The sequence below is a fragment of the Lachnospira multipara ATCC 19207 genome, from assembly GCF_000424105.1.
Classification (GTDB): domain Bacteria; phylum Bacillota; class Clostridia; order Lachnospirales; family Lachnospiraceae; genus Lachnospira; species Lachnospira multipara.
In genome coordinates, this window is record NZ_AUJG01000004.1 from 40,265 (window position 1) to 60,064 (window position 19,800).

Sequence of the window (19,800 nt, forward strand, 5' to 3'; positions counted from 1 at the left end):
TTTTATTACACTTATATCTGCAGTCCTCGTAACTTTATACACATATAATAAGAGCAAAGATATACCATAATTTCCCATCTCCGCTATGGACATCAACATCCAAATATATATCCCCTTGTTAAAAGCACCAATATCTGTGCAATTAAATAGTTCACAAATCCCAAAAATACAGAAAAAAATAGAGCCATATCACATCACTGCAATACCGCTCCACAAAAGCACACGCTTTTTCTTGTGCTTGTATTTTATTGTTTTCCGGATCCTCTGTCAATTACCAAGCCGCAATTATTATTTTCAGAAAACCAAAAGCAGATCTAATCATATCATGGTCTTGATAATTATCAACATTCTTGTCCATCATATCCGTCAAACGCTTGAAAAATAAAGGATTTCTAGCCATTGGTTAATACCATGCCGTGGCAGATGAATAATATTTTTATCATAGTCTTAAATTCCTTATAAATGCTGTATTCACGTAGTTATAGTGGAATGCATCCAGGCTGTGACTGAATCTTGAAGCATCGTAAAGAGAATATCCCTGTTCTGACATATATCCTTTTAGGATCTCCGTCAATCGAACTCTTTCGTTTATTGTCTCTTCTCTTGTCAAATTCGGGATAAAATCCAGATCTATATCAACAGACAATCTTGGAAGGTTGAAAACAGTCAAATTTATGGCTGTTCCACCCTTAAGCAGCATGTGTTCACACATATATTCTTTGGGTATACCAGCTTCCATTCATCCGAATATCCGGGCACACTTATACCGTTTGTCAGATATCGCTTTGAATTTCCACTCCTATCCTTACATATCTTTATAAAATTATCACTTATACCCAGCTCTGTCTGATATTCACTAAAAATAAAACCGGTCTTCTGGTATAAAAAGGCACTATCATATCCTGCCAGATACTTTAGCATTTTAGTCTCATCAATACTGTTCACGGACACAACGCATGAAAGAACCTCTTCCAGACCGGCGATGCGATTCAGATCCTTTATGGAATCTACTATCGTCCGCTCCTTATCCGTAACCTTTATACCGCCACTAAACTCCGGAGAAACTATGCCGTCCCTCATTTGCTCTTTAACATAATGATAGGTGTATCCGTCAAATTCAAAGTCATGGAAACGTGTCTGAGAGCCAACATAAACCTCATAGAAGACCTGATCGACAGTTCCATAATACTCAAAGGCGGTATGATGGGATACATAAGAAGATGGCGTGATAGCACTGGCAACTTGAAATCTGTTCGCCACCGGTCCGCCATTTTCCCCACTCACGCACGTGTATAATCCGTTGCGGATTTTTAATGCCATATTCCCCTTCAGAAGCTTGCCCAAAGCCACTCTTGCCGTCCGTTCACTTGAATACAGTGCATTTACTTCTTTCATGGAAAAAACTGGATACTGTAGCAATTCATAATACAAATTCATATTCTCGCTCCATGATGTTAACTATTTGTTGAAATTTACTCTGTTTTATGTCATTCTCGTACATATTATCAACTTAACATCATGGGTTTGCTTTGTCAAGTTGAATTTATGTATTTTTTTACTAACTTTTTTGTTGCTATCATACCTTGTCTAAACATATCGCTATTTTACTACTCGCTTATTCAGACTAATTCTCAAATAAAAATATTACACAGAAAGTACCAGCTTGTCATTGTACTTGTAATATAAAAAGCCAGCATCCAGAAGGATCTATTCCTTCAAAATACTGGCTTTGCATCATCGGTTATCATAGTAACTGTTACCGGAAGCATATTCTCTTATCGTTGACATGAAAACATCCCCATTTCTACAGCTTTATATCCACGTTATTTCTAATCGGCTCTGATGTACCAATATCCACGCCATCCGGCGAATTATTCGGAGGAATCGGTATATCTTCATTCTGTATCTGCTCCTGTTCTTCCGTTTCCGTTGCTTCGTCCTTGCCCTCAGCCGCCTTCGTTTTCTCTGTATTGTCTTTTTTATCAATCTTGCCTTCTGTTTTCGCAGCTTTCTGATCTTCTTTTGCTGCTTCCTCTAACTTCTTGTTAATATCAGAAATCGCACTCATCTGTGATGCTTCAATATCCTGTGCTTTTGCTTCAACTGCCGCAAGTTCCTCTTTTTTCTTCTCTACATCACCACGCCCTGCGTCCTGTTTGATTTCCGCCTTTAAAACACCCGCTTTTCCTTCCATCTGTAACTTGACCGCTCCCTGAACCTTTACCTGATCCATTGAAGCATCTGCAGATATTATAGCCTGCATACTTGCACTTGACATTCCGGTACTACCTTTTGCAGATTTGGACGCTTGTCTGTTGCTGCCAAGCATATCGTCCATAGAAGGACCTTTTTTCTGCTGGCTCTCTTTACGCTGTTCAACCTGATGCTGACGGAGCTGATTCTGCAAATCACTAATCTGCTGTTGAATCTCCTGACGCTTTTTCATCTTTTCTTCCAGAGACATCTCTTTGTCCTGCCCAAGCTCCTGCATCTGCTTCTGAGCATTAGCAATCTGGTTCTGAAGATTCTTGCTGACAGAATCCGTCCCCTGATTCATATTCATCTGAAATGACTGTACTCCTGCATTACTTCCACTAGTTCCATTTACATGCATCTGATTGTCCTCCTTTTACTTTGTAGTTGAAATCCTTTTCTTTATATGCAAATATCAATCCACTTGTATTTATCGAGAACATTTTCATTCCCAGATAAATCTGCCAAATCTAATATTGTCAATAGTACATTTTTGCTTATGCCTTGACATCAAGTGCAGCCATCCCAACCGCACTAAAAGTTTTGGAATCCATTTTTTTATCACTTCCGCAGTCATATGCTTAATGACTGATCCCACAGCCGAAAATACTTCATGACTTCTTAATTAGAATATCGGCATACAAAATAAAAATATAAAGCCAGATTCGGTGAAACGACCTTTTTTCAGTGTGAACGGTATCATCTTATAGGAAAAGATCCTGACACTCTCTTCCTCAGATAATAACGGGCTCCTAATATTTTGTTATTCATTGACAGTTTGTGACCCCATGCCCATATTTTATCAAATAACAAACCCGTCCAAGAATATCAATCATCAGAGCATCTTCTCTCTCATTGACATTCCCGGGCGGGTCCGTTTTGTGGTAATCATGGGCACTTAAGGATAAGTGTCCTAAATCAAATATTTAGTTTCGGTTCATGTACCGACCGAGATGGTCATCCTAAGCACAATGCTATTACGGTACACGACTCATTTCAAAAGGTATAAACAAGGTATAAAATAAAGTCAAAATAGTGCTAAAGCCCTTTATTTACAAGGATTTCTTTACCTGCCCAATATATTGCCGTGGCAGATGAATAACACTTTTATCATACTGATTTTATCTCCTACAATTCCTCGATTCTTGTTATTTTATTGATATCTATTGTGTGACCAAACATCAATTCCAAATTCTTTTCATTAAACTTTTTAATTACAACATCCAAATAGTCATCATTAGTGTAGTCAAAAAATCCTTTTAGAATACCCTCTTTATGTGCCACTTCAAGCATTACATGTTTATCAACAAAATATAATTTACTTATATCTTTTGTTTCAGACTTAGTTTTTATCTCTTTTGTTTTTGCAACTGAAACAATATAATTTTTTCCTATCATTCCGGTAACTAACTTATTTTTTTCTTGCTTTTGATAATACAAAAAATTGCTATCTTGCCCTATTATTATCACATCATAAACGCCATCATTCCATCCATTAAGCTCAATTGTACAATTGTATCCGTCATACTCTGGACATGGCAAAATACTTTCGCCCTGCATCTGATTGTCATCCGAAGCAATGCCAAGACTAATATCCTTGTTTTCTATATTATCGTTTTCATCAAGAAGACTATCTATACTTATGTTTAATAGTTTTGAAATACCTTTTAAATTTGAAACATCTGGGATTCCTTTGTTGTTCTCCCACTTTGCTACAGCTGATCTTGAAATGTTAAGAGCTTCCGCAAATTGTTCCTGTGACAAACCCGAAATGTTCCTTGCCGCTTTTAGTTTTTCTCCAAATGTCATGTAAGATGACCTCCTCTAATATTTTTCCAAATCATTTTATGATAATTTGGGGACATTACTCCATACACAGACTGTAACATTCATTGTTACTTTCCGTAACACGACAAATAATAATGTAAAATAAATCGAAAAAGAGCCTCTAGCACTACTAGAGACTCCCTATTCTGGCATTCCTAAGTAATAACCCTGGAAAAAATCTGCACCAAGCTCTTTCATAGTGTTAAACTCAGCCTCAGTTTCTATTCCTTCTGCTACTACATTCATTTTCTTCGCATGGAATGTATCAATCATTTCTTTAATACAAATCTGTCTGAACTTATCCTTATCGATATCAGTAAGTAATGTTCTATCAATCTTTACAATATCTGGATTAGCAGCGTTAACTACATCCAAAGTATTAAGTCCAGTTCCAAAATCATCAATAGCAATCTGGTTATCATTAATATCCGCTATTATTCTTTTTGCTTCAGCAATATCAATCGACAAATATGGATACTCTAACGTTTCCAAAATCATTGCATTCTTATCATCACCAAAGTATTCAATATATGCATTTACTTCTTCCTCTGTAAATATCTCACACGGAAATGTATTTACCGAAAGAATTTCCTTATAGCCTCTCATAAAATATGCCTGAGTTGCTCCAAATAAAGTTGCCACCTCAAGTATATGAAGCTTATCCTGTTCCTGATACTCGGTAATCAGCTCCATAACATCCTTATCGTGTGGACGCATCAATGCTTCTCTCGCATATATTGTCTTTCCATCTGGATAAAATATTGGCTGGAATACATATTCAATTTTCAATTCTGATAATGCTGCCAAAATGTCTTCTGATAATGGCAAATCGTCAAAATAAATCATATTACTAATCCCCTAGATAAAATTGCGTATGAAAAAACGTAAAATACTACATTTATATTATATCAAAACTTTTTTCTTAGTCTATAAGATAAAGCTTCTAATCAATAACAAACCCGCCCCAGAGTGTCAATCAACAGAATCTTTTTTCTGCTTTTGACCCCCCTAGGACGGGTTTGTTTATTTATAACTAAGGCCACTACAAAACAGATCTCAAATGTGTTGTTTTGTCTTTGAACTAAGCGCATTCGGTATTCCAATATCCTGTTTCATCTCCTGAATGTCCTGTTTTGCATCTTTCCATCTCCATTTAGGGTGATTTTATGCACTGGATAAATGAAAAAATCACCCTAATTTTTCAGATTTTACAACATCAATTATTTTGACAATTTGTGACTACACGCCCAATATAATCACAAGCTATATCCCTTCAACAATACTTCCTATGAAATCATACCGGTATAAGATGATACTTCATTTTTCTTGCTTTAAACCAACACCAGCCATTTGTGACATTTTCTATTGTGGCATATTCATCATCAACAAGATAAATATAGTCTTCGTGAAAAAAGATAGTTCCGCCACCCCAATATGGGTCATACAACTCAGGATTTCTACTCGATATATCATACTCAATATCACCTTCAAACCACATCTCTAAATTACATCCCCATATGTCTGTCATTGCAACATATAAAACGTCACCTGTTTGTTTTATTTCTGAAATCATTCCGTCGTGAAATTCACCAACTGCCCACAATAAGTCATGCACATCTTTTTCATTTAATATGTATGGATACGGATTATAATCATATTCAGCATCCATAGCTATGCATTTCTGCAGCAAATCATCTGGGACCTTTTTATCTAAAACCCAATTATATAGTTCTTCTGTTGGTAAAAAAAATACAGACATAATGTTATCATTAATCTTTTTCCAATTTGATTCATCATTATCTGTAAAAATAACCGTTGAAACCAATCCTTTCTCTGCAAACACTGGTTGCAAAATTAAACTGTTCTTTTCTTCATTTAGCACCACACAATATCTATGCTTATAGTCCCATTTATTTTTAGGGAAATCATAATAACCAAATACCATTGTTGTATAAAATTTTCCATTTCCTTGTCTAATAATCGCATACATTTATTTCACCCCTCAAAAAAAATATCTCATTAAATCACATTATATCAGAAAATCAACATCATCGTATATTACATCATAACAACCTCGCCTTGGACCTGTATGTATAATTATATTCTATTAACCATGTTCAATATTATTTCATTTTTGGCTAATAAAATACAATAATAGGCCAGTGCCTTCTGGGCTCTCCCAGGGTACTAGCCTATGTCATCTTTTATTTAGTTTCGGTTCATACCTTTTTTCAAAAGGTTTTTCCGTCGAATATTGGTTGTTTTAAAAAGATTTCTGATTTCCTATCAATATTATCCATTCACCTTTTTTATTTGAGCCAATTCGTTTCAGTACGCCCTTTTCAACCATCGACTGTAAGCACCGCTTAACTGTTGAATCCGAACAATCTAAACGAGCTGCCATTTCTTTTCGTGTTAAGCCAGTTTCTTCACGTAACAACTCTATAATTTTAAGCTCACGTCCATCTAATTTTATCGGGTCATTTATTGGGTCATTTATTGGGTCATCGTGACCCAATAAAAATTTACCACTAACATGCATTTCTCTATTGTGAAGCTCGTGTTTCTCATTCAACAAAAGATTCCTTAAAAACATTTCAAGGAACTCTGTCGTCTCATAGATACCATTCTTTAAGTTATTATAATTTGCCCTAACCAAAGCATTTCGGAAATACCAAGAGTGCTCCGCAAACAAATCATTTTCAGCATCAAATCCAAGCATGCGAAGATACTTTATTAGAAACACAGCTGTCGTTCTGGTATTGCCTTCCTCGAACACATGAATTTGCCAAAGTCTGGAAATAAAAACCGCTAAATGATGAATCACCTCATCCATTGTTAAACCGTTATAGCGAAAATCCCTTTCCTGTGAAAAATCATAATCCAGCGTTTCTCGAAGTTCAGTAGCACCACCATAAGAAACTGTATCTCCATCAAGAACCCATTCCTTTTTCGTGATATTATAATCTCTGATTTTTCCTGCATGGGAATAAATACCAAGGAACAGCTCGCGATGAATAGATAAATATTGTGTAGGCGAAAACGTAAATGCCTTCTCAGATAAGATTTTTGCAATTCTTGCAGACACCTTATCTGCCTCTTCTGTACGCGTCTCAACCTCAGAACGACCGTCTTTACTCTCGTAATAACTATTAATCAATTCTCCGGCCTCATCTACAGAGATTTCACCGTCAATGTTCTTTTTTGCCGTCTCATACAAGTATTCAGATGGTTTTAATCCATCAACATCCTGCAACCCAATCGCAGCCTGCCAAGCTTGTCCAAGTTCTTTTCTTGTAGGAGGAAGATTTTTTATATATTCCTCAAATGGATCTTTTTTTATATCCTTCATATCAAACCTCCGTAATCCAATAAAAACTCATTATTTTATTATATTCTATGACGCGAACACTTTCAATGTGATTGCTTACCATTTTTCATAATCTGCTCTTTATAATTGTGCCGGCACTGTCGGCGTAATCTACGATATATTTTTATAAGCTCAAACAACTAACAACCCCACCAGCCCGTGTCAATCTTCAGCACATCTTCCCTGCTTTTGACACGACCCGATGGGGTTGTTTATAGATAGCCTAGCACACTTAAGATTAAGTGCGCTTCGCCATATGTAATTGTATGTCACATCTCCAAAATCACTGTTATTTTGCTGCCTTATCACATTTGCACAAAAACTGCCAGGATTAAAAGTGGGTTACAAATCCACCTAAAAATCCCAACAAGCCTTGCTATTACTGACTTTAAGAGAATCGTGGAATCAGTTGCCGTGACAGATGAATAAGATTTTTAGCATACTGGTTCTCCAATCGTTTACAACATGAACTATTATTGCGTGTAATAATAATGTTTTAAAGCCAATTCACAACTCAAAAAAATCAAACAAGTGCATCTTTTCTTACGTAATAGGTGCCCCTGCCACGTCCTCGACGTTCAAGCACTTCCTCATTTACAAGTGCTGTTAACGAGTTTTCCACCGATGCACGCCCTAGCTTTGGGCACATTTCCATTATTTCACTTTTTGTAAACTTGCCTATTTTTTTATAAACGGCAGCTCTTACCTGTTCAATTGCAGGTTCCTTTATATCAATAATTTCAATTCGCTCCTCAAAATCTTTATAAGCTGCAATTATGATCTTTAGTATATACTTGATAAAAGGAGTCGGATCATCTTCTCCTTCATGCCAACCATTTTGGCTCATGTTAAGCGAGTCATAATACAAATCTTTTAAGTCAGCTATCTTTTTTTCCAAAGATACATATCTACCCACAACATAACCAGCTCTATAAAGTAGCAATGTTGTCAACAATCTACTCATTCGACCATTGCCATCATTAAAAGGATGCACACATAGAAAATCATGAATGAATATTGGTATTAAAAGTAATGTATCTACTTCTTCGGTAGCAGACACTCTATTAAACTCTTCACATATTCTATCAATAGCAATAGGTGTCTCTAAGGGACTAAGTGGTTCAAATATAATATGTTCACCGCCATTTCCATCCCTGGCAACAATGTGGTTATCACTGTTTTTAAAATGACCACCTATACTTCTGTTAGTAAAACGATAAAGATTCTGGTGTAACTGAAGAATATAATTTGAAGAAATTGGAATATACTCATAACTTTCATGAATCATATCCAATACAAATCGATAGCCAGCAATCTCCTCTTCATCACGATTCTTTGGTGTGGTTTTTGACTGCATCAATTGATTCAATCTTGTATTTGAAGTAAAAATTCCCTCAATCGCATTTGAACTCTCAGTACTTTGAACCTTAGCCACTTCAACTAGCTTATCTAAAACAGCCGGTTTCTGAGTTAAATACAGCTCTTGCCGTCCTCTATATTCATGTATACCTGAGACTAAACCTAATATTTCACTGTCCCATTTGTAATCTTTATACTTACTGTAATTAAATTCTCGCATAGCGCTTCTCCTTTTCACCTAAATTATATCACATATTAGGCGATAATCAACACTTTAGGCGATTATTCGCCTATTTTCTTACTTATTTTAGGCGATAAAAACATGTTTAGGCGTTAAGCCTCGGTACATTTATCATTCTTATTCAACTTGTGGTCACGAGGGACCATAAGTCATTTTCAAATCAATCCTATCTTATGCCATGCGGTTTATATTAGTCTTTATAAACTATCTACATAGTCCTTAGCTTCCACAACTCTACCTGCTCTTTTAAGATTAAGGACCTGTGAATAAGCACTACTATTTTTTCATTTATCATAAGCAAAATAAAAATTAAAAGCAAGCCGGATTTCTCCGACTTGCCTCTTAAAAGTTGATCATTGAATTTTTATTTTTGAAAATATTACTCAATCGTAAACTGATCTAGCAAGTTACTAATAGACTTAGCCGAATCTGATACTGTGTTAGCTGAATCAGATACACTCTTACTTCTATCAGCAATATCATTAGCTGAAACAACAAGTGTTTCTACAGTAGCTACAACTTCTTCTGAACTTGCTGACTGCTCTTCTGAAATAGCTGCAACATTAGATGCAATATCATTAACATCATTCATAAGAGTAATCATTGACTGCATAATATTAGCGGCATTATCAAGTTCACTAATAATAACAGAGAAGCTCTCTCCTGCCTTCTTAACAGCATTGCTTGATTCTCCAATAGCTTCCATATTATTCTGAGACTTATCAGTAAGCTTATCAACTTCACTTGTAATCTCAGAAATAATCTTTGCAATATCCTGAGCTGCATCCTGGCTATTAGATGCAAGATTACCAATCTCACCCGCTACAACTGCGAAGCCCTTACCAGCTTCACCAGCTCTTGCTGCCTCAATACTTGCATTAAGTGAAAGAAGGTTTGTCTGCTCTGCAATAGAATCAATCATTCTTACGATTTCATTAATCTTATCAGCTGATTCTTTAACCACATTTACAACATCATTCATTTCGCTCATAGACTCTGTAATACGATCCATGTTCTGTTCAACATTTGCCATATCCTTTTGTCCAATATCTGCCTGTTTTACAAGATTTAACATAACCTCATTAGTTTCATTTCCGTTATCTGTTAAATTTGCAATAGACTGAGCAAGGTCTGTGGCATTTTGTGCAAGTTCAGTAACCGCTCTTGAAATACCATCCATAGCCTCTTCAATCTGATTCATAGAAACAGACTGATCACTAGCTTCTTTAGACATGAAGTTTGCTGCATCTTTCGAGGTATCAGACTCACTAAGCAACTGATTTGCTTTACTCATAATATCACTAATGGTATCTCGCATTTTATCTACATAATTGCTCATCTCCATACTTATCAGGCCAATTTCATCGCCCTTATTTTCTGGCATCTTAGTAGTAAAATCACCGTTAGATACCGAAAGAATACTATCTGTTAAATTACCTACCGGTTTAGCTATAATCCTTCTAATAGCAACTAAAACAATTGCTATAATTAAAGCTAATACTATAACCATAAGTACAAGTGCTATATTTCTAAATTGTACCGACGCAGCAAGTACATCATCTTCCGCAACAACAGAAACAATTACCCATGGCAAACCTGGAATCGTACACTTTGCCATATATACCTTGTAACCATCATCATGTTCAAGCTCTATTACATCTGTCTGACTATCATCAAAAGCAAATTCCTGTAATTCAGATAAATAATCACTATTAACTGAAGAAATCTTTGTACCGTTTAATGAAGAATCAGTATAAGAAAGGAACTGAGTCTCATTAATAACTGCAGATCTACCTGTATCCATAGGTGTAAGTGCTGATACTTCATCATTTAATTCTGTTAAGTATACATCCACCGCCATAACTGCTTTTGTTCCATCATATAAATCAATTCTTCTTGCAAATGTAACGCAAAGGCCACCACTTGATGCCTGATAAGCTTCAGTAACCTCAAATGTATCATTTTCCATACCAAAACTGTACCAATCACGCTGTGTTGGTAACCAACTAGAATCCATAACGGTACCATCTGCATAGATATAAGAATCATCTGGGAAACCAATATAAATACCTGAATTCTTAACAGGTTGATAATCTACAGAAGGCTCTACATACTCTTTAATTGCATCATGATCTGCAAATTCTACGGTCTCTAGAGTATCTGCATACTGTCCAAATTTAGACATAAGCATTCTAAAAGGCGAGCTTAAAATATTGGCATTCGCATTCGTTTCTGCTTGTAAATCTTTCTTGGACAATTCTAACATTGAAGATGACGCCTGATGATTTAGAAATAGAATAATACCTAGAATACCTACCGTAACAATAGGTAAAATAACAAGTAAAAGTGTAGTACTTATACTTCTTTTTACCTTCTTGCTCTCTCCTAATTTCTTTGTTTCATTTTTTGCATTCATAAAACACTCTCCATTTCACTTAGAAATTATAATCATATTTAGTTGTCACATAATTATTCATATCGATATAATACATTATATGTCAACAATATACAAGTTTTTCCCTATGTTTTATGAACATTATACAATTATCTCAAATACTAATTTACTATTAATAAATTATTTGATTTCTTCCGTTTTCTTTTGCCTTATAAAGATTAGTATCCGCAAGTTTTATTACCTCAGGAATAGACAAGTTTTCTTCATATTTTGCTACTCCAACTGAGATAGTACATTTAATGGGTTTAGGAGGTTTTTCATCAGTAAATGCAAAAACTGTATTTAAAACCTCATGTCTTATTTTTTCTAATATAAGAATAAATTCACTAAATTCCACTTCTCCATCTGCTATTAATAAAAATTCTTCGCCACCCCATCTGCCGGCTTTTATATTATCTGAACTGTTCTTTGTAAGAATAGAGGCAATACCTTTTAACACCATATCCCCTTTGTCATGACCATAACTATCATTAACATTTTTAAAAAAATCAATATCTAACATAGCTACAGAATAACTAGTATTCTCCGCATTATTTCTTTCTAGCTTTACAAGTAAATCATTCATGTAATATCTATTACCCAAGCCCGTTAGCTGATCTGAATCTGCTACATTATGTAAAACTGAATACTTATATTCCATCTGTCTTGTATAAGCAACTGTAAACACTGCTATAGCTCCAAAAGCGGAAAATGCATTACCAATACTTAATACTGTTTTTCCTGTTTTACTTAATTCATTAGTAAAAGGGAATTCAAAATAATGGGTAAATATATATATAACTACAAATTCAATAAACATAACAATTGTTCGTTTTATTGCATCTTTAACACTATCCTTTTTTGTTCTATCGGGTGTGATATATGGGAATAAATATGAACAGAGCAAAGAAAACAACCAATACTGATATCCACTTTCCCAACCTAAAATAAGAGTACATAAAAAAATATGTAGCATTATTTCAGAAATGATTAAATGCGAATAAATAATTATATTTTTCTTACTTCCTTTTAAAAGTGGAAAAGCAATTAAATAAAAAAGTATGCTAAAAACATTAATAATAACTATATAATTAAAGCCAGTTAATAGCGCTAACACTAAAAAATAAACATGAAAACTCAACAAAAGTATTGTTGTTTTTTTATATAGAATTAAATCCTTTTTAAAAGTTTTAATTTCATAAGCATTTGGAGTTCCAAATTCCATATTTCACATCTCCTAGATTTATTATAAGCAAATGTTGTTTTATATTTCTTCTTTTTTTAAACTAGTTAAAATATATCACATAAGCCATGATAAATCTATATATTTATGATTGACAGTCCTTTAATAACTCCTCTACTAAATTATGGACAGATACTATCTCCTTAATCCTAGATACATTTTCACCACAGAAAAATAAACCTTCTTCCTTGTTACCTTCCACCGCAGAAATCAAGGCACGGCTGATACAGTAAGGAATCTTATCTCCCTTAGGACAGGCTGTTAAACAGTTATTACATTTCTTTGCAAAAAATTTATCTCCCATGTCTAATTTTTTCAAAAGTGGAGTGTAGACAGCTCTTGCTGGCATGCCAACAGGACTCTTAATAATCTTTACGTCCTCTTCCTTTGCCTCCACTAAAACTTCCTTGAAAGTATCTGCTGCATCGCACTCATTTGTTGCAATAAATCTTGTACCGATCTGAACGCCATCAGCTCCGTTTTTTATAGCCTCAGCCATATCTTTTCCAGTAAATACGCCACCGCCAAGGAATACTCTAATCTTTTTCTTAAACTGCTCCTCAAAAGTCTTAACGACCTCAAGAACTTCCTTTAGGATTGTTAGATTGTCCTGGCATGTATCATTTTCTAAATCATCAGCTGAAAAACCTAGATGTCCTCCGGCCTGATGACCTTCAATTACAATAAAATCTGGTACTGAGTTTTCTCTCTTTGCAAAGGTCTTTAAAAGAAGCGCTGCTGCCCTCTTACTTGAAACGATTGGCGCATATAGAGTTTTACTGCCCTTAACTAGTCCTGCTAATTTTAGAGGAAGACCAGCACCTGAAATAATTGCATCAGCTCCTGCTTCAATCGCCGCCTTAACTGTCTCTTCATAATGACTTACAGCCACCATAATATTGACCCCAATAAGGCCCTTGCCACCAGCAATTTCCTTAGCTCTCTTAATGTGATTTTTAAGAGCTCTAAGATTAGCCTCTAAAGGATTTTTGTAAAAATCAGACTCCTTATAGCCAATATTTACCGAGCTAATAACGCCCATGCAGCCTTCCTTTGCCACATTACCTGCAAGCTCAGAAAGGGACACGCCAACGCCCATTCCACCTTGAATAATTCCATGTTCTAGTTTCTTACCATTAATATCCATCATATTTCTCCCTACATTCTAGTCTAGCTTATATAAAATCCAAGCCAGATATATTTTGTAGAAAATAACAAACAAATTGTATAACTACATTTAATTATTATAAAATCAAAATATTCAAAGTCAATATTAATTTTATGTTCAAACTAATGTAAATATTTAACTAGCTAATGAAACCTTCAAGAGTAACGGCAATATCCTCTACCTTTTCTTTCTTGCCATTTTCCTCCCACTTTAGGAAACTATTAAGAAGCGCTCCTGCGTAAGAATATAATTTATACATAGAAATACTCTTATCTGGCTTTAAATGATTTATCATAAATTCATTAATGCCTTCAAATAAAACTGAATGTAGTTTATTGTCTGCTAGAGTTAAGAAAAACTCTGCATATCTGTCGAAAAAATTAAAGGAAAAGATAATGTGATCATAGTTAAAAAACTTATCCTGTCCTAAATTCTCGCCTTTAACAATATACTCAGAAACCATCAGGCTTAAATAATCCTTAAGCACTGAATATGGTGTTGTGTAATACTTGTAAAAAGTGGTTCTTGATACTCCCGCCTTTTTTACAATGTCTGATATTTTCAAACGAGAAAAATCTGTAGACTTAAGCAAAATCACTATTGCCTCGCCAATACATTTTCTCGTAAATTCTGATTTCTCGTTAATTTTAATGTTTTTTAATTCCATAATCAATCTCCATCGCCATAAATGAACAAAAATAGCTATTTTGTAAATTGTACACCCTCGTCGTTTTATTTACAATAATATACGGTTTGAAAAACCACGAGATGACGATTTAACTTAAAGGAGTACGTTTATGATCAAGTTTATTGCTGACTCATCATGTGATACTAGAAAAATTAATGATACCGATATTAATATCGCTTCACTTAGAATATATACTGAGGAAAGAGATTACCTAGACGACGAGAATTTAGACATCCACGAGATGCTTGACTATCTTCTTGCCTACAAGGACAGATCTTATACAGCTTGCCCTTCAACAGAGAGCTGGTTAAATGCCTTTGAGGGCGGAGATGAAATCTATGTTGTAACAATGACTAGCGGTCTTTCAGGCACTTATAACAGCGCTTGTGTTGCAAGAGATTTATATCTTGAGGACCATCCAGATAGCAAGATTTTAATTGTAGATACTTTAAGCACCGGCCCTGAAATGCGCCTTATGTTAGAGAAGATTATTGACCTTAAAAAGGCCGGTAAGTCTTTTGAGTTTATTGAAAATGAAACAAAGGCCTATCTTTCATCAACTCGCCTTTTCTTCGCTTTCAAATCTCTACATAACCTAGCTCAAAACGGTCGTGTTAATAAAATCGTAGCTTCCCTTATTGGAAAGCTTAACATTAGCATTATTGGTACTGCAAGTAAAGAAGGTACAATCGAGCCTATAGCTAAATCTAGAGGCGTTAAAAATGTATTTTCAAAGCTTATAGAAGAAATGACAAAGGCAGGCTTTGCTGGCGGTAAGGTAAGAATTTGTCATGTAGAAAATGAAGAGCTAGCCTCAGGTTTTGGCGCTGCCCTTAAAAATCTTTTCCCTAATTTGGATATTAACATCTATCCAGCTAGAGGACTTGTAAGTTACTATGCAGAGCGCTATGGCATTGTAATTGCCTGCGAATGCTAATTTTTTGAATAAATTTTACCGATATGTAGTTTTGAATAAATTTTACCAACCAGATAATCCTATAATAAATGACTTAGCCGAGGCTAATGTGAATCATCCACATTAACCTCGGCTAGTTTTGTTATTGTATTTAAGATTTATATAGCTTTTTACTTAGCAACTTCCATTGTAGCATTGTCGATACAACAGTAAGTATTACCATCCTGTGTGTATGTCTTAAAGGTTCCGCTTACAACAACCTCTGTCTTATCTGTTGGATACTCATCTGGGTAAACGTGACTACCATCACCCCAAACAAACTCCATACCCTGAGTACAACAGCCTAAGGCATCAGATATCAAGCAATACATATAATAAGTCTTATCTGCTTCTACATATAATGCATAATACTGACCTTCCATCTTTACTGTTTTTCCTTCGTAAAGACTTGGATATGCCATCATTTCATAAACTGTTGCATAAACCATTGTTGAGCTCATTTCAGTTAAATCATAGTCAATTCCATTAGAAGAAATAGGTCCATCGCTATCATCCACTGTGGATTCATTCTCTGTAGTAGCTTCTGTAGTCTTTTCATTTAATACACTATTAACAGTTGATGAACCTATAAAATTACAGTCCACTAAATTAAAACAGGCAAAAGCTGCTACTGCTAGTATTAGTATATTTTTCCCAATTCGAATAAGCGTCTTTTTTAACTTATCTTTATCTTCCTTATTAGACATAATTTACCCCTTTCCCGTTTCTTTCCTGTATTATAAACACGAAAATTAGGGGTGTCAATACTTTTGCAAATCGTTTGCATATTAATCAAACATTCAAATATTAATTATTCGAAAAATGCCTTTAAGTCATCATCTACATCAGTGATTCCTGAAATTCCAAAGTTCTCAACTAGGAAGTTAGTAACATTTTCAGAAAGGAAGGCTGGAAGTGTTGGACCTAAGTGGATGTTCTTAACTCCAAGGTAAAGTAGGGCAAGTAAGACAATAACTGCCTTCTGCTCGTACCAAGAAATGTTATAAACGATTGGTAAGTCATTAATGTCATCAAGACCAAAGATTTCCTTAAGCTTAAGGGCAATAACTGCAAGAGAGTAAGAATCGTTACACTGACCTGCATCAAGAAGACGTGGAATACCTCCAATATCGCCTAAATCAAGCTTATTAAACTTATACTTAGCACAACCTACAGTTAAGATTACAACATCCTTAGGAAGCTTATTGGCAAAGTCTGTGTAGTAGCTTCTAGACTTCATACGGCCATCGCAACCACCCATAACTAAGAACTTTCTAATAGCGCCAGACTTAACAGCCTCAACGATCTTATCTGCAAGGGCAAATACCTGCTCGTGAGCAAATCCACCAACGATAGTTCCTGTCTCGATTTCTGTAGGAGCAGGACAAGTCTTAGCCTGAGCAATGATTTCAGAGAAATCCTTAACCTCGCCGTATTCACCTGGAATGTGCTTACATCCTGGATATCCTGTAGCACCTGTTGTCCATAATCTGTCGATGTAGCTCTCTGATGGTGGTACGATACAGTTTGTAGTCATTAAGATAGGGCCATTAAACTTCTCAAATTCTTCCTTCTGCTTCCACCATGCATTACCATAGTTACCAGCAAAGTGAGGGTACTTCTTAAAGGCAGGATAATACTGACCTGCAAGCATTTCTGAATGAGTATAAACATCAACTCCTGTGCCAGCTGTCTGCTCAAGTAACATTTCAAGATCTCTTAAGTCATGTCCTGAAATAAGAATAGCTGGATTTTTACGAACTCCTAAATCAACCTTTGTAATTTCAGGAGCGCCAAATCTTTCGTTGTGGGCAGCATCAAGAAGTGCCATGCCATCAACACCAAACTTACCTGTCTCCATGCTTAAAGCGATTAAATCCTCAAGGCTTAAGCTATCATCAAGTGTCTTTGCAAGAGCGCTTTGTAAAAATGCATCAATCTCCTCATTGTCTCTTAAAAGTGCATTAGCGTGCTTAAGGTAAGCTGCAAGTCCCTTTAAACCGTAAGTAATAAGCTCTCTCATACTTCTAATATCTTCATCCTTTGTTTCAAGGATGCCAACTGTAACCGCCTTAATAGCGTAATCCTTAGGCTCGCCATTCCATCTAGCGGCCCCGAAAAGATTTTCCTTATTATCTAACTTCTTTAAAAGCTCTTCCTTTAATTCAAGAGTATGCTTAATTCTATCTGTTAATGAGTCCTTATCAAAGTTAGCATTAGTAATTGTTGCAAAGAGGTTCTGAGTGATATAGTGATTAACCTCAATATCAACATCCTTGCCTTCCTTTCTTAGACTTGTTGTTACATTAGAAATTCCCTTAGTAACATATATTAGTAAATCCTGCATTGCTGCAACTTCAGGCTTCTTACCACATACACCAGATACTCTACATCCAGTGCCACATGCTGTTTCCTGACACTGATAACAAAACATATTATTGTCCATAATAGACCTCCTTATAATTTCCAAATTCTTTTTCCTTGTTTTTACTATATCACTATAGTAGACTTTAAATTAGAAATATGTGGCTAAAACAACATTTTAAAAAATTCTAAAATTTATCCCTAAATTAATAGGAAACTATTTATTGGAATAGGAGACTTTATGAATATAGAAGAAATTATGAAAACCCCTCTATTTATAAATATGACTAAAGAAGAGGTGGGGGAAGTTTTAAAGGAACTAACTGCCTATCAAAAAGACTACTTAAAAAACGAATACATCATGTGTGCCGGCGACTCTACTAAATTAGTGGGCATTGTTTTAAAGGGCGCCGTAACCATTGAAGCTAACGACGTTTGGGGCAATAAAACCATTCTTAGTCATGTGGGTGAAAATGGAATCTTTGCCGAGACTTACGCTCTTATCCCTAATGAAACTATGCTAGTAGATGTGTGTGCTAATACAGACTCCACAATACTTTTTATTGATATGTCTGGGATACTAAGTAAATCTAATATGACAAGCTGGATGATTAAGCTAATTAAAAACACCCTTAGAATTTCTATGCATAAGAATTTAATTCTATCAAAGCGTAGTTTTCACATTTCCAAAAAGGGTGCTAGGGAGAGGCTTCTGTCCTACCTAAATACTATGTCCCTTCAAAAACACTCTAACGAGTTTGATATTCCCTTTAATAGACAGCAGCTTGCAGACTATCTTAATTTAGAGAGAACCAATATGTCTAAGGAATTAGGAAGGATGCAAAAAGACGGGCTTATAGAATTTAAAAAGAATCACTTCATTTTAAAGACGGTTAATTAAATTAGAAGGATGAAATCTAAAATAAAAAGCAAAAAGATACCGCTAGAAATCTAACGGTATCTTTTTAGCTATATTTAAGGAAATTAAAGATATATTATTATGATGCTTAATTGTCAAGCGACTGAGTTAAACACCAGAATAAGCTGCAAAACCTGCATCGATAGGAAGTACAACGCCTGTAATAGCGCTAGCTGCCTTATCGTCACAGAGGAAGAATACACCACCAAGTAATTCTTCGCTATCTACGAAACGGTTCATTGGTGTACCCTTTAAAATCTTCTCAGAACGAGCTGTTGGAGTACCATCTTCATTGAAAAGAAGAGCTCTGTTCTGGTTAGATACTAAGAAACCTGGAGCAATTGCGTTGCAACGGATTCCTGTACCTGCAAAGTGTGTAGCAAGCCACTGAGTGAAGTTACTAATAGCTGCCTTAGCACCTGAATATGCAGGGATCTTTGTAAGTGGAGTATAAGCATTCATTGATGAAATGTTAAGAATGCTACCAGACTTCTTCTCTACCATATCCTTAGCAAAAATCTGAGTTGGGATTAATGTTCCCTGGAAGTTAAGCTTGAATACGAAGTCTACTCCTGATGCATCAAGATCAAAGAAAGTCTTCTGACCTTCCTTAGCTTCATGCTGGTATTCATTATCTGTTGTTGCTCTTGGATTGTTTCCGCCAGCACCATTTACTAAAATATCACAAGGGCCAAAGTCCTTTAAAACTGCCTGATGTACTTCTTCTAACATTTCTGGTTCAAGTACATTTGCCTTATAACCCTTAGCAATAAAGCCTTCTGCTGTTAATTCTTCAGAAACCTTCTTAACTGCCTCTTCGTTAAGGTCAAGTAAAGCAACCTTAGCTCCAGCCTGTGCAAATGCTCTTGCCATATCACCGCAAAGAACTCCGCCGGCACCTGTAACAACTACTGTTTTTCCTGTAAAATCAATGTTTAAAGGTAAATTCATAATTATACTTCCTTTCTAAAACTACTCG

At 35.4% G+C, this 19,800-nt stretch carries 17 protein-coding genes; 2 read left to right on the plus strand and 15 right to left on the minus strand.

The window, feature by feature from the left end:
* Positions 1–439: 439 nt before the first annotated feature.
* From G600_RS16280 to G600_RS0105535, 12 genes are all read right to left on the minus strand, one after another.
* A complete protein-coding gene (locus tag G600_RS16280) occupies positions 440–739 on the minus strand; it encodes a nucleotidyl transferase AbiEii/AbiGii toxin family protein (protein ID WP_334290764.1) in 300 nt (99 codons plus the stop codon).
* Positions 673–1,437 carry a type IV toxin-antitoxin system AbiEi family antitoxin domain-containing protein gene (locus tag G600_RS0105485; protein WP_027431048.1) on the minus strand — a complete coding sequence of 255 codons (765 nt, stop codon included), beginning with the start codon at positions 1,435–1,437 and terminating at the stop codon, positions 673–675. The genes G600_RS16280 and G600_RS0105485 overlap by 67 nt, the downstream gene beginning before the upstream one ends.
* Before the next feature lie 367 nt (positions 1,438–1,804).
* A complete protein-coding gene (locus tag G600_RS13845; protein ID WP_081669421.1) occupies positions 1,805–2,614 on the minus strand; it encodes a FlxA-like family protein in 810 nt (269 codons plus the stop codon).
* Between the two features lie 767 nt (positions 2,615–3,381).
* Positions 3,382–4,062 (minus strand): helix-turn-helix domain-containing protein, encoded by a 681-nt coding sequence (locus G600_RS13850; RefSeq protein ID WP_034245679.1) that lies wholly within the window; start codon positions 4,060–4,062, stop codon positions 3,382–3,384.
* A gap of 159 nt (positions 4,063–4,221) precedes the next feature.
* Positions 4,222–4,926 carry an EAL domain-containing protein gene (locus G600_RS0105500; RefSeq protein ID WP_027431049.1) on the minus strand — a complete coding sequence of 235 codons (705 nt, stop codon included), beginning with the start codon at positions 4,924–4,926 and terminating at the stop codon, positions 4,222–4,224.
* A gap of 448 nt (positions 4,927–5,374) precedes the next feature.
* Entirely contained in the window at positions 5,375–6,070 is a 696-nt protein-coding gene (locus G600_RS15000; protein WP_051195379.1) for a hypothetical protein, read from the minus strand.
* 273 nt (positions 6,071–6,343) lie between these two features.
* Positions 6,344–7,432, minus strand: a complete 1,089-nt coding sequence (locus G600_RS0105510; protein ID WP_027431051.1) for a Fic family protein — start codon at positions 7,430–7,432, stop codon at positions 6,344–6,346.
* A gap of 541 nt (positions 7,433–7,973) precedes the next feature.
* Entirely contained in the window at positions 7,974–9,047 is a 1,074-nt protein-coding gene (locus G600_RS0105515) for a Fic family protein (protein ID WP_330361984.1), read from the minus strand.
* A gap of 382 nt (positions 9,048–9,429) precedes the next feature.
* Positions 9,430–11,466 carry a methyl-accepting chemotaxis protein gene (locus G600_RS0105520; RefSeq protein ID WP_027431053.1) on the minus strand — a complete coding sequence of 679 codons (2,037 nt, stop codon included), beginning with the start codon at positions 11,464–11,466 and terminating at the stop codon, positions 9,430–9,432.
* A 151-nt stretch (positions 11,467–11,617) separates the two neighbouring features.
* Positions 11,618–12,709 (minus strand): GGDEF domain-containing protein, encoded by a 1,092-nt coding sequence (locus tag G600_RS0105525; RefSeq protein ID WP_027431054.1) that lies wholly within the window; start codon positions 12,707–12,709, stop codon positions 11,618–11,620.
* Between the two features lie 103 nt (positions 12,710–12,812).
* Positions 12,813–13,874, minus strand: coding sequence for an NAD(P)H-dependent flavin oxidoreductase (locus tag G600_RS0105530; protein WP_330361985.1), 1,062 nt, complete (start codon positions 13,872–13,874; stop codon positions 12,813–12,815).
* Between the two features lie 160 nt (positions 13,875–14,034).
* Positions 14,035–14,562, minus strand: a complete 528-nt coding sequence (locus tag G600_RS0105535; RefSeq protein WP_027431056.1) for a TetR/AcrR family transcriptional regulator — start codon at positions 14,560–14,562, stop codon at positions 14,035–14,037.
* A 130-nt stretch (positions 14,563–14,692) separates the two neighbouring features.
* On the opposite strand from G600_RS0105535, the gene G600_RS0105540 reads away from it, so the two are divergent.
* Complete coding sequence (locus G600_RS0105540) at positions 14,693–15,520, plus strand: DegV family protein (protein ID WP_034245683.1); 828 nt, start codon at positions 14,693–14,695, stop codon at positions 15,518–15,520.
* A 149-nt stretch (positions 15,521–15,669) separates the two neighbouring features.
* Here the strand turns inward: G600_RS0105540 and G600_RS15005 are convergent, their stop codons facing one another.
* Positions 15,670–16,245 (minus strand): hypothetical protein, encoded by a 576-nt coding sequence (locus G600_RS15005; RefSeq protein WP_051195380.1) that lies wholly within the window; start codon positions 16,243–16,245, stop codon positions 15,670–15,672.
* Positions 16,246–16,349: 104 nt separating this feature from the next.
* Positions 16,350–17,984, minus strand: a complete 1,635-nt coding sequence (hcp, locus tag G600_RS0105550; protein WP_027431058.1) for a hydroxylamine reductase — start codon at positions 17,982–17,984, stop codon at positions 16,350–16,352.
* 159 nt (positions 17,985–18,143) lie between these two features.
* On the opposite strand from hcp, the gene G600_RS0105555 reads away from it, so the two are divergent.
* On the plus strand, positions 18,144–18,803 hold the full coding sequence (locus G600_RS0105555) for a Crp/Fnr family transcriptional regulator (protein ID WP_027431059.1): 660 nt from the start codon (positions 18,144–18,146) through the stop codon (positions 18,801–18,803).
* 126 nt (positions 18,804–18,929) lie between these two features.
* Here G600_RS0105555 and G600_RS0105560 read toward each other — a convergent pair whose 3' ends face one another.
* Positions 18,930–19,772, minus strand: coding sequence for an SDR family oxidoreductase (locus G600_RS0105560; RefSeq protein WP_034245687.1), 843 nt, complete (start codon positions 19,770–19,772; stop codon positions 18,930–18,932).
* Positions 19,773–19,800: the final 28 nt, after the last annotated feature.